The organism is Caminicella sporogenes DSM 14501 (assembly GCF_900142285.1).
Classification (GTDB): Bacteria; Bacillota; Clostridia; order Peptostreptococcales; family Caminicellaceae; genus Caminicella; species Caminicella sporogenes.
Genome location: NZ_FRAJ01000006.1, coordinates 118,872 through 131,693, shown reverse-complemented (window position 1 = coordinate 131,693; position 12,822 = coordinate 118,872). Strand labels below are relative to the sequence as shown.

Below are 12,822 nucleotides of genomic sequence, written 5' to 3'. Positions count from 1 at the left end.
CTATGTTAGCTTCAATTACACACTGCTTATCATAAATTTTATCATCTATCTCACTTTTTTTTTATTTTCTTTCCCCAAATAAACTCTTAAAACATTAGGTATCTCTAAATCTCTACTTCCTACCCCATATCCAACTTTTTCAATAGTCATATCTACTTTATCAGTAAACTCATCTACATTTACAGCTAATATAGCTGCTCCTGTAGGAGTTGTAGTTTCAAATGGTACAATACCAGATTTAATAGGTATTCCCTTTAAAATTTCAACTGTTGCAGGTGCTGGTACAGGTATCAATCCATGAGCACATTCTACAAATCCTCCACCCACTTGAACGTGAGATGCCACAATCTTATCTGGTTTTAAATAATCTATACAAATCGCTGCCCCTACTATATCTATTATAGAATCTATTGCTCCTACTTCATGAAAATGCACTTCATAAAGAGTTTTACCATGAACTTTTGCCTCTGCCTCTGCAATCTTCATAAACATAGAAATACTCAATTTTTTTATACTATCATTTAATGTACTTGAATTTATTATTTCTTCAATATCTTTTAAATTTCTATGAACATGGTGATGATGTTTTTTATCATGATGGTGCTTTTTATGTTCATGCTGAAGTATTACATCTACCTTTGTTCCTTCTATACCATTTTTATTTTTCTTTTCAATTTTTATTTTATATTCTGAATTTAAACCAAGCTTCGAAAGCTCTTTTAATAAATAATCTGTATCTACGCCTAAATCAATTAATGCTCCTAAATTCATATCTCCACTTATTCCAGAAAAACAATCATAATAAAGTATTTTCATAGCCTTCATCTCCCGTTATAAAATATTCATTTAAATTATACCACATCATCTTCATCATCTTTTTTCCCTTTTTCATCTAAATTAAATTCTAAATTCAATTCTTTATCTACAATTATACTTTTACTGAATATGTTTTTAAACTCTCCGTTAAATAATTTTTGAAGCAAAGCCATTGCAGCAACTTCAAATCCTGTTAAATATTCCCCTATCTTTACTATATCTTTATTATTCTTATTAACTTCTTTCTTATCTTTTTCAACTATTAATGTCCAATTATTAAATGGAATATCAAAATATATTCCATACACTTCTTCTCCTCTATAATCTAAATATGGAGTTTCTCTAGAATAATCTATATTTAATTTCACTCTCTTAACATCAACCTTTTCTCTCCCTACTGCATCAGGATGAAATCTTGATTCAGTAATAAATATTCCTTCTTTATTAACTAAATATCCTTCTACTGTATCATCCATAAGCCTTATATCTTCCATTATATCATTTAAATAAGATAATCTTATACTAGCACACATAGCTCCAACTACTGCTTTTTCATTCACTATTGGAACTGCTACCTCAATTATTGCACTATTTCCACGAAACCTAACAGTTGATATACCTATTTGCCCTTGAAATGCTTTTTCTAACCATCCCTCATTTCTAAAATCAGTCAATTGATTTACATATCCATAAATAACATTATAATTTCTATCTACTACATATATCTCTCTATACAGCTCTTTATTTGCTTTGACATATTCTATAATTCCTGCCATTTTATCTCTATCCATATTTTTTACAGGATTAGAATATGCTAAAGCTTTTAGAGTAAAAAGTATTTCTTCTATCCAATTATTCACTTGCTGTTTATAGTTATTCCCAACTGTGTATAAAGAACTCATTGTTAAATTCACATTTGTTTCATTATCTATATCTAAAAATAAAAAACTGGCAATTATAGTTGGTAAAATAGAAATCATTATCATTCCTAAAATTTTAATATATTTAGGATTTAATCTTATCAAAATACTCACCCCTCCTTGTCTTAATACAAAATATGCATGTACAATTTAAACTGTTATTTTAAAATAAAAAAGTACTGACAATTTAATTTCAGTACTTTAAAATAAAATTCATAGATTTTTTAATCTCTAAAACTCTCTTATTAAAATCATATTTTTATTTTTTATTCTTCTCAATTGACTCTCTAATTCTATTTATTACTACACTAAACTCTCCCCAAGTTAAAGGAGAATTAAGGTCATGATCTGATGTTATAATTCCATCTGCTTTGAGTTTTTCAAAATCCTTTTGAGCCCAATGATACTCTTTTTCCTGTAATTTAATACCTACTGTATTTATTAACTGTTCAAATGGAAAATATTTACCCGGACAATCTTTTTTAGCAAATTTATTATGAGGATATATCTTTTCTACTGGAATTTTAAATTGCTTACAAAGTTTTACTAAAGCCTCAACTCCTGCCTCAAACTGTTTCGGATTCATTTCCTTATCTATTTTCAATCTAGGATTCCAATCTGAAAAATTTCCTTCAAAACATACTCCAATTCCCTTTCTGTTATGCCCTTTACAATGAGCACCTGCAGTATTAATTGGTCTTAAAATATATACCTCTCCGCTTTTCCTAATATATACATGGTATCCTGCCCCACTCCATCCCCTTTCTTTATGCCACTGATGTATTTGTTCTGGAGTAGCAAAATATGCAGCTGGATGGTGAACTATTATCTCCTCTTTCTCCTTTAAACTCACTATATGAAGTTTATCAAATGTTAAATTCGCATTCTTAAATTCCATATACAATCATCTCCTCTAAAAAATTTTCTCTTTTCACTGCATATATTATTATCTACTTGTCTTATTTGTTCATCTTTAATTAAAATTTTACTCTTTTTTTATAAATTTCTACAATCCATCTTTAAAACTTATAAATTAAAATTTTTGTCTTTTTCAATTTTTAAATTTATAAAAATTTTTTCACTCTTTTCTATCTTATTAATACAATAATACTGGGAAAATTCCCTCAGCACTAAAATTAATTTCAGTGTTGAAAAAATATATTTTAAAAAAAGGAGAGGTGTAAAATTTATGGCTTCTACAAAATTATCTTTAACTGATTTATCTTTCAAACCAGGTACAGAGCTCGATATTGATATAAATTTAGAAGATGAGCCACGTTCTGTAGTTCACGGAGTAGTAAGACTTCCAGATGGAAATTATGCTGAAAATGCTGCTGTAAAACTTTTTGCTGTGGACCCCGTTGATCAGCATCTTATACCAGTATGCTTTGCTTTTACAGACCAATTCGGACAATTCTTATTTGGTATAGAAGACACTACCCTTCAATATAAAGTTAAAGTATTCCATTATACTCCTGAAAATGCTCTTCCAACAGGTACTCAAATACAAGAATAAAAACTTAGCCGGCTTTAATGCCGGCATTTACATAACTTAAAATTTGGAGGTGTATAAATGATACAATTCTATTTACCTATAATAGTAGTTTTAATATTACTAGTAATAATAACTTTTTTCACACTAAAAAGAAAATCTAATTCTTTTAATAATATAAAAATATCAAAATATTCCTATAAACCTAAAACGTCTTCAAACGAAGAAAAAAATTTAACTATTAAAACTGTAGAATATCAAATAATAAAAAATAAAAATAAAATATTACCTGATGCATCTATTATAGTCCCCTGCAGAAATGAAGTGAATAATTTAAAAAATACTATTAACTCACTGATGTCTTCAAAAAATTCACATAAATTTGAAATTATTATAGTCGATGATGGTTCTACAGATAGAAGTATAGAATTTTTAAATGATTTCAAATATGACGATGTAATTTTAATTAAAACAAAAAATGCTGGTTCAGCTGGTTCAAGAAATATAGGTGCAAAAGAAGCTAGAGGCCGCTATCTTTTTTTCTGTGATGCACATATATCAGTACCCAATCATTGGATTGATAATTTAATTGAAACAATGATAAAACACGATGCAAGTGCAGTAGCTCCTGCCATATTAAATATGGAAAATGATTTTATAGTCGGTTATGGCCAAACATGGAATCATACTCTAGAAATCAGATGGCTTAAAGAAAAGCCTGAAGAGATAACAGAAATTCCAATAGCCCCCGGATGTGCTTTTTGTATAACTAAAAAAGCTTTTTATTCAGTAGGTGGATTTCACCCTTACTTTGAAGTATGGGGCAAAGAAGATGAAGAACTATCATTCAAATTATGGCTTTTTGGTCATAAAATCGTAGTTAATCCAAATGTTGAAGTAAAACATTTATTTAGAAAAAGACATCCATATCATGTTACTACAGGAAACGTTATACACAATTTGCTCTGTATAGCTTATTCTCACATGGAATATAAAAATCTAGCTAAAGTAATCAATTTTGCTAAAAAAGACCCCTTTTTTAGTTCAGCAATGGCTAAAATACTGCTCAACAAAGATTTACTAGATTTAAGAGAATTATTTTTTAAAAATCGTGTTTATGACGAAAATTTTTTCTTTGAAAAATTTAAAATCCCATTTATTTACTAAATTAAAAAGGAGGCAGTTTTATTATGTATATAACTGTAGCTATTATATTAGCTATAGCTGTAGGAATATTTTTATACAGGCACAATAAAAATAAAAGTTTAGAAATACAAAAAACTGAAAAAATTTCTAACACAAACCCTATATATAATACCGATATAAAGCCACTACAAGACAATATTGAAAAAGAAAATCAAGATTTTCAAATTTCTACTAATTCAAATAATAATTCAGATAAAGAAATTCCAATTAATAAAATAACTATTGATGATAAAACAGAAATAGATGGAAATGACAGCTTTTCTTTCGGCAAAAATAAAGAAATCAAAATCGAAATAACTTTAGCAGATGATGAAGATAATAAATAAAATATAAAACGTCCTCTTCCCAAAGGACGTTTTATATTTTACAACAGAATATTTTAAATTAATTTTTTAAATTTTCTTCTATTATATTTTTTACTTTATCAGCTAACATTTTTGAATCTCTTTTGATTTCTTCGTCTGCATAAATAGGTTTTGAAATTATCATCTCTACTTTTGAAGGTTTAATTATTAATTTTCCTTTTGGCATTATTTTATAAGCTCCATTTATTGTAACTGGAATTATTGGAACATTTGATTTTGTTGCCAGCTTAAAACTTCCATGTTTAAACTGTCCAAGCTGTCCATCTTTGCTTCTTGTACCTTCTGGAAAAATCACTAGAGAATGTCCTTCTTTTAAAATATTAGCTCCTTCATTTATCGCTCTAAGGGACTGTCTAACATCTTTTCTATCGATAAATATACAACCCATAGCTTTCATCCACTGACTCAATATAGGTATTTTCATAAGTTCAACTTTAGCAATAAAAGCTTTTGGTTTATCAATAAAACCTAATAAAAGCAGTATATCAAAATTACTTTGATGATTACTTACAAATAGCACTGCCTTATCTCGAGGTATATTTTCTTCTCCCACCACTTTTATCTGTGAACCACTTAATTTTATAAGCCTTCTGGACATCTTACTGACAACTTCAAATGCCAATCTATTTCTTTCATCTAATTTACCTTTTTTCTCCAATAATTTTGCCTTCATTAATGAAGGTATAGAAAAAATTAATGCTGGAATCAAATAAGTAGCTAAAATAATAGTCCTTATCATAGTTCACCCCATTCATATTTTTTATAAATCAAAATTATAAATAAATTTAAATATTTAAATAAAAAATTTTTTAACCAAACCTTACAGACAAATATCTATATTGATATTATATTTCAATTTATATTAATAATCACGTATTAATTTTTTCCTTAATTTTCATATCAATAAAATACTCTTTATCAATAATTTCTATAATATGATTTTCATAATTTATTTCAAAATTCACATGTGACGATTGCAAATCTATATTTCTTAATAGATGAACAGTACAGACATTATTATCTTCCCTACTGCAAAATCTGATAATAATATTTCTAACCATCAAAAACTGCAACCTAGATTTTAAATATGATGGAAAATCTTCAAAATATAAATTTACTGTCCTATTTTCAACTGGAATAAACAAATCTGTATCATTCTCATCTTCTCTAATTACTCTTATATCAAAATCACAATTTAAACAAAATTTGCCCTTTTTATAAAACACTTCTATACCCCTACCTTTTCTATCTATCACATGAAAATCTTCATCTTTTAGTAAATGTTCATATATAATAATAAAACCTGTATGGCATTTTGTAAATACCATACAGGTTTTATTATTTATCGGCTTATCTTTTCCTGTAATTTCACTGTTATTTCTTTCTTTTCTTTACCATTTCTAACAATTTTTACTTTTACTTTTTTACCAACTTCATATTTTCTAATTAAATCACTTAATTGTTCCATAGAAACTATTTTTTTACCATCAAATTCTATTATTACATCTCCTCTTTTTATTCCAGCTCTATCTGCTGCTCCATTTTCTATTACATCAACTACTATAACTCCAATAGGTATTTCATAAAGCTCTGATAAATGTTCATCAACATCTCTACCTAGTATACCTAAAAACGGTCTTGATACATATCCTTTATTAACTAATTCTTCTATAATAGGTTTTGCATGATTTATTGGAATTGCAAATCCTATACCCTCAACTTTTGTATCTGCAATTTTTATAGTATTTATTCCAATAACTTCTCCTTTTATATTTACAAGTGCTCCTCCACTATTACCTGGATTTATAGCTGCATCAGTTTGTATAAGTCTTAATCTCTTATCAGGTAGATTAAGCTCCCTATTTAAAGCACTTATTACTCCAACTGTTACCGTATTGTTGTATCCTAGTGGATTTCCTATTGCTATTGCCGGTTCTCCTACTCTCAATAAATCTGAATCTCCAAAAACAGCTGGACGAACTTTTTTATATACATCTTCCGGAACATCCTTTTTTTCTATCTTTACAATAGCCAAATCTGTTTCTCTGTCTTTTCCCATAACTACTGCAGGTACTTTTACATTTCCATTTAAAGTTACTATCAATTCTTGAGCATCTTCTATTACATGATTATTAGTCAATATTAATATATTTTTATCATTTACATCAAATATTACCCCCGAACCATTTGCTTCTTGAATATATTCATTTCTAAACCAATCGCTAATTCTTACTTTAGTCGTAATAGCAACAACTGATGGTCCTACTTCCTTTGCTATATTTACTATTGGACTATTTACATAGCTATCTTGTAAATTTACAACAAAATTTTTATCAAATTTATTATTATGTTTAACGTTATGATTATCAGCTAAATGATATTTATTTCCTTCCATTAGATTGCTAGCTATTGAAAAACCTGCTCCTATACTCGTTCCACCAACTAAAGAAATTATTAAAAACAAAATCACTATTTGCTTAAATGAAAATCTTCTTTTTTCCGTACTTTCCTTAACGCTTTCCTGTTTTAACTCCTCATAGATTACATCTTGTATCCCTGTTTCATCATGATGAACACCTTCTGTGTTATTACTTTCATAGCCATATAATTCATTATTAAATTTGTCCATTTTATCACCTCCAAATTTATTGTTCAATTTAATATTAAACAATAAATTTGTATAAAATATGAACAAATTGTAAACTTTTTAATAATCTTGATTTTGTGATACCAATTTTTTGATTTTAAAATATTGAAGTAGATTTACTTTATAAATACATAAATACAAAATCAAGCTCAAACCTATTCCATACATTACATCTAATATTGAATGTTGTTTTATCATAACTGTTGATGCAATTATAGCCACCATAATTATAAAAGAAGTAACTGTAATCCATTTTTTCGTTTTTAATTTTTCACAATTAATTATACTTATATGCACTGCTATTGAATCAACTACATGCATACTTGGTGCAGAATTTGTTGGAGTATCCAATAAATATATATTTTTTATAACTCTTGAAAAAACATCATTAGATACTATAACAGGTCTCAAATCTTGCCCATTCGGAAATATTAGGTATATCATAAAACATATCGTCATACCTGCAAACATAAAAATCGATAATTTGTAAAAATCTTTTTTTGAATTAAATCCAAAATATACAAGTGGAATAGTTATATATACATACCAAAACAAATAAGGTACAACCATTTCTTTTACAAAAGGAATATAATCATCTATTTTAGAATGCATAATATATTCAGGTCTTGTAATTTGCTCTGTATATTTATATAAAAAGAATATTATTATATAATAGGATAATATTAAAAAATGATTGTTATTCTTTATTTTTTCTAAAATCACTGTTCTCCTCCTTTACCTATTAAGCTTAGGTCTATTTCTTATTATATTATTATTTACTTTCTAAAGTAAATGTAAATTCTATCCAATCACCTTCTGTTTTTACTTCAATATGTTCATCATGTGCCTTTATTATCTCTTTTACTATTGAAAGTCCAAGTCCAGAACCAGATTTATCCTTTCCTCTTGATAAATCCAATTTATAAAATCTATCCCAAATTCGATTTAAATCTTCTTTTGGTATCATTTCTCCTGTATTTTTTATCGATATATACATTTTTTTATTTTTGTACTTAGTTTCTATACTAATTTTACCTCCAACATTAACAAACTTGACAGCATTATCTATTAAATTATAAATTACTCTTTTTATTTGATTAATATCACCATTTACCATTTCCTTTTCTTTTGAAAGATTTATCGATACATCAATATCTTTTTCAAGTAATCTCTTTTCAAATTTATCTATTTCATTTATTAACAATTCATTGATATTAAAACTAACTCTTTCTAAAGGAAATTGTCCACTTTCTATTTTAGATAAATCCAATATATCATTAGTCAGCTTAGTTAATCTTTCACTTTCTTCAGCAACTATCTCCAAATACTTCCTTTCACTATCCTTTTCAATAGTTCCATCTAAAATTGCTTTAACAAAACCATTTATACTTGTAAGAGGTGTTCTCAAATCATGTGATAAATTAGATATAAATCTCTTTCTCATTTCATCCAGTTTATTTAATTCCCCTGCCATTTCATTAAAACTTTGGATTAACTGTCCTAACTCGTCATTTCTATTTACTTTCAATCTCTTTTGAAAGTTTCCCTTTGCAATTTTCTTAACAGCATCGTTTATCTTTTTTATTTCTAATGTTAAATTTCTAGAAATGAGAAACACTAATACTATAGCTATAATCGTTGAAAACAATAAAGATATAAAAGCTATTTTATAAATATCTGAAATAGTCTTCTTTATTTCTGGTATCGATGCATTCATAAAAAGAGCAAAAACTACTCTATCATTTATTATTATAGGATACCCTATAGTAAGCACTGGTTCATTAAAAAAAGTTCTTATATAACCTTTTCGCCTTACAATTTCCCCATTGAAAACTCTTTCTATTTCATTGAGGTCAAGTTCCTTTTTAAGTTGTGAAATATCCTCTATCCTAGAGTTTATATAAATATTTCCATTTCTATTTATAAGCCATATTCTCGTATTTAAATATCTATCCAATGCTTGTATCTCAAAATTTAATCTTTCAAAATCAATAACTCCTGTTTTATATGCAACGGCATATTCTCTTTGAATACTTTTAGCCTGCTCTATAAGTGCTTTCTCTTTTTGTTTCATAAAATATGTTTCAAACGATTTTGACATAGTATAAGTTAAAACTAAAAATCCTATCAATATTATCGATACATATATTACAATCAATTTTTTAAATAAAGTATTCAAATTCTCTTTTCCCTCCAAGTTATATAGTATATAAAACTATTTATAGCTGAAATTTATACCCAACGCCCCAAACTGTTTTTATTTCCCAACTATCTTCTAAATTAAACTTTTCTCTAAGTCTTTTTATATGAACATCTACTGTTCTAGTTCCACCTGCATAGTCATATCCCCATATTTTATCCAACAATTGTTCTCTAGTAAATACTCTATTTGCATTAGAAGCTAAAAAATACAGAAGTTCTAATTCTTTTGGAGGTATTTCCATTTTCTTTCCATGATAAATTATCGAATAATCTGATATATCTATAGTTAAATTAGGAATCACTAGTTTAACATTGTCTGAATGTTTTGAATTATATCTTCTAAGAACAGCTTTTATCCTAGCTAAAAGCTCCTTTGCATCAAAAGGTTTTACTATATAATCATCTGCTCCAAGTTCAAGACCTAATACTTTATCAAATGTCTCTCCCTTTGCAGTCAGCATAATAATAGGAATATTACTAATTTTTCTAATTTCCCTACATATTTCATAACCATCAATTTCAGTAAGCATTATATCTAAAATAACTAAATCAGGTGCAAATCTTTCAAACTCCTTCAACGCTTCCTTTCCATTATAAAACTTTTTTGTCTCATATCCTTCCTTTTTTAAATAAACATCTATTAGTTCAGCAATATTTTTATCATCATCAACAATCATAACTTTAACTTTTCTGTCCATATATTATTCCCCCGCAAAATGATTTAATATCTTCATATTCTATTATAAAACAAAAAATGGATATACTCTCTTAAAAATTAATTACATTATCAATTTATCCAAATATATCTTTATACACTCTTGCTCATTTCACACTTTTTATTTATAAACTGTCTTTTTAAACTTTCAATTAATAAAAATACATTTTGATTTGTTATTATATGGTAAAATAATAATACAACATATAAAATAAATTTAAAAGTGAAGGTGATTGTTATGTCTGAAATCTATAAAAACCCATCCTACACTCCTATTGAAAGGACAAATGATTTACTAAGTAAAATGACATTAGAAGAAAAAATAGGTCAAATGTGTATTGTAGATGGAAGAAAAGACCCTGAAACATGGATTTATAAAAAACATGTTGGTTCTCTTTTACATGTTACAGGTGATAAGGTTATCAAACTTCAAAAGATGGCTTCTAAAACTAGATTGGGAATACCAATTTTATTTGGTATTGATGCAGTTCATGGTCATGCTTTTCAAAGTGGTGCTACGGTCTTCCCTTCTCAACTTGGCATGTCTTCCAGCTGGAATCCAGAATTATTAGAAAAAATAGCACATATTACTGCTATCGAAGTAACTTTAACTGGTCTGCACTGGACATTTTCTCCTGTTTTATGTATAGGCAGAGATTTAAGATGGGGACGTATAGATGAAACATTTGGTGAAGACCCTTATTTAATCGGAATTCTCGCTAGTGCCATGATTAGAGGCTATCAAGGAAAAAATCTATCTGACCCTTATAGTATTTTAGCTTGTGCTAAACACTTTATTGCATATGGCGAAACACAAGGAGGTCGTGATTCTTCAGAATCTGATGTTTCAGAGCGTAAACTACGTTCCATATTTCTTCCACCTTTTGTAGAAGCTATTAAAGCTGGTTGTGCAACTTTTATGGCTGGATATAATGCTATTGATGGTATACCATGCTCTGCTAATAAATGGCTGCTTACAAATTTACTAAAAGAAGAACTAAATTTTAATGGTTTTGTCGTTACTGATTGGGATAACGTAGGTAATTTGCACAGAAAACAAAAAGTAGCACCTAATATTAAAAAAGCATGTGAAATTGCACTTTCTGCCGGTAATGATATGATAATGTCCACACCTGAATTTTTTGAAGAAGCAGTAAAGCTTGTAAAAGAAGGAATTATTAAGGAAGATTTAATAGATAAGGCATGCAGACGTATACTCATGTTAAAGTTTAAATTAGGACTCTTTGATAATAAGCGTTTTCCAAATAGTAAAAAAGCCATTTCCATATTAGGCTGTAAAGAACATAGAAAAATTGCCTATAAATCAGCTCTTGAATCAATAGTATTGCTCAAAAACGAAAATAATATCCTTCCATTATCTAAAGAAATAAAACGTATAGCACTCATAGGTCCAAATTGTAATGACGTTCAAGCTCAACTAGGTGATTGGTCCTTCGGAGCTAGAGAACTTGAACATCCTGAAATTCCAACTTTAGATTATCATCCTGAATATGATACTTCCCCCATTGTTACCATACTTGAAGGAATGAAAAAACGTGCTGGCAATGATATTATTATTAACTACGAAAAAGGTTGTGATATAATCGATAAAAATAATCATAATATTAATAAAGCAGTTGAAATTGCTAAAAAATCTGATGTAGTAATAGCTGTAGTAGGCGATACTAACATATTAAATGGAGAATTAAGAGATAGGGTCGAACTTAATCTGACTGGAGCTCAGCAACAACTTCTCACAGCTTTAAAAGAAACAGGAAAACCACTTATAGTTGTATTAATTAACGGTAAACCACTTACTATACCTTGGATAAAAGAAAATGCTGATGCAATTTTAGAAGCCTGGAATCCCGGATTAGAAGGCGGCAACGCTCTTGCTTCAATTATCTTTGGCGACTTTAATCCCTGCGGTAAACTTACTATATCTTTTCCACGTCATATTGGACAGCAACCCGTATTCTACAATCAACTTCCCGGCTGGCACAGCAATAGATATGTTGAAATGTCTGCTGAACCATTATTTCCATTTGGTTTTGGACTATCATATACTAATTATGAATATTCAAATTTACAAGTTTCTTCTACTAAGCTAAAACCAACTGATAAACTTACTGTTTCTGTTGATGTACATAATACTGGAAAATACGATGGCACTGAAATTGTTCAGCTTTATATCAATGATATTTATAGTTCGGTAACTACTCCAATCAAAGAATTAAAAGGCTTTAAACGTATAAATTTAAAAGCTGGAGAGAAAAAAAGGGTGAATATTACTATTCCAGTCTCTTCACTTACATTAATTAATAGTGAATGTAAATCTATTGTAGAACCGGGTGAATTTGAAATAATGATAGGAAGCTCCTCTATGGATAAAGATTTGCTTAAAATAGTTGTAGAGGTTATATAATATCTATCAAAAAGCTACGGTTTATCTAAACCGT

The 12,822-nt window shown here is 28.1% G+C and carries 13 protein-coding genes; 4 read left to right on the top strand and 9 right to left on the bottom strand.

Features of this window, described 5'->3' with window-relative positions; all coding sequences use genetic code 11:
* Positions 1-45: 45 nt before the first annotated feature.
* The 3 genes from larC to BUA90_RS04605 form a co-directional block, all read right to left on the bottom strand.
* Positions 46-816 carry a nickel pincer cofactor biosynthesis protein LarC gene (larC, locus tag BUA90_RS12730; RefSeq protein WP_330390660.1) on the bottom strand — a complete coding sequence of 257 codons (771 nt, stop codon included), beginning with the start codon at positions 814-816 and terminating at the stop codon, positions 46-48.
* 35 nt (positions 817-851) lie between these two features.
* Complete coding sequence (locus BUA90_RS04610; protein ID WP_072966210.1) at positions 852-1,841, bottom strand: cache domain-containing protein; 990 nt, start codon at positions 1,839-1,841, stop codon at positions 852-854.
* 154 nt (positions 1,842-1,995) lie between these two features.
* A complete protein-coding gene (locus tag BUA90_RS04605; RefSeq protein ID WP_072966209.1) occupies positions 1,996-2,634 on the bottom strand; it encodes an N-acetylmuramoyl-L-alanine amidase in 639 nt (212 codons plus the stop codon).
* Between the two features lie 291 nt (positions 2,635-2,925).
* Between BUA90_RS04605 and BUA90_RS04600 the strand changes: the two genes are divergently transcribed.
* From BUA90_RS04600 to BUA90_RS04590, 3 genes are read left to right on the top strand one after another with little or no spacing between them, the layout of a single operon-like run.
* Positions 2,926-3,252 (top strand): hypothetical protein, encoded by a 327-nt coding sequence (locus tag BUA90_RS04600; RefSeq protein ID WP_072966208.1) that lies wholly within the window; start codon positions 2,926-2,928, stop codon positions 3,250-3,252.
* 57 nt (positions 3,253-3,309) lie between these two features.
* A complete protein-coding gene (locus BUA90_RS04595; protein ID WP_094756724.1) occupies positions 3,310-4,395 on the top strand; it encodes a glycosyltransferase in 1,086 nt (361 codons plus the stop codon).
* Positions 4,396-4,418: 23 nt separating this feature from the next.
* Positions 4,419-4,760, top strand: coding sequence for a hypothetical protein (locus tag BUA90_RS04590; protein WP_072966207.1), 342 nt, complete (start codon positions 4,419-4,421; stop codon positions 4,758-4,760).
* A 58-nt stretch (positions 4,761-4,818) separates the two neighbouring features.
* On the opposite strand, the gene BUA90_RS04585 is transcribed toward BUA90_RS04590, so the two are convergent.
* The 6 genes from BUA90_RS04585 to BUA90_RS04560 all read right to left on the bottom strand — a co-directional run bounded on the left by BUA90_RS04585 (position 4,819) and on the right by BUA90_RS04560 (position 10,346).
* Entirely contained in the window at positions 4,819-5,538 is a 720-nt protein-coding gene (locus BUA90_RS04585) for a lysophospholipid acyltransferase family protein (RefSeq protein ID WP_072966206.1), read from the bottom strand.
* Between the two features lie 130 nt (positions 5,539-5,668).
* Entirely contained in the window at positions 5,669-6,055 is a 387-nt protein-coding gene (locus BUA90_RS04580) for a hypothetical protein (RefSeq protein WP_242945040.1), read from the bottom strand.
* Positions 6,056-6,141: 86 nt separating this feature from the next.
* Positions 6,142-7,428, bottom strand: coding sequence for a S1C family serine protease (locus tag BUA90_RS04575; protein ID WP_072966205.1), 1,287 nt, complete (start codon positions 7,426-7,428; stop codon positions 6,142-6,144).
* A gap of 78 nt (positions 7,429-7,506) precedes the next feature.
* Positions 7,507-8,169: a phosphatase PAP2 family protein gene (locus BUA90_RS04570; protein ID WP_200793484.1), complete on the bottom strand. Its 663-nt coding sequence runs from the start codon at positions 8,167-8,169 to the stop codon at positions 7,507-7,509.
* A gap of 49 nt (positions 8,170-8,218) precedes the next feature.
* Positions 8,219-9,625 carry a sensor histidine kinase gene (locus BUA90_RS04565; RefSeq protein WP_072966204.1) on the bottom strand — a complete coding sequence of 469 codons (1,407 nt, stop codon included), beginning with the start codon at positions 9,623-9,625 and terminating at the stop codon, positions 8,219-8,221.
* Positions 9,626-9,665: 40 nt separating this feature from the next.
* Entirely contained in the window at positions 9,666-10,346 is a 681-nt protein-coding gene (locus BUA90_RS04560; protein WP_072966203.1) for a response regulator transcription factor, read from the bottom strand.
* 255 nt (positions 10,347-10,601) lie between these two features.
* On the opposite strand from BUA90_RS04560, the gene BUA90_RS04555 reads away from it, so the two are divergent.
* Complete coding sequence (locus tag BUA90_RS04555; protein WP_072966202.1) at positions 10,602-12,788, top strand: glycoside hydrolase family 3 N-terminal domain-containing protein; 2,187 nt, start codon at positions 10,602-10,604, stop codon at positions 12,786-12,788.
* The last annotated feature ends 34 nt before the right edge of the window (positions 12,789-12,822 follow it).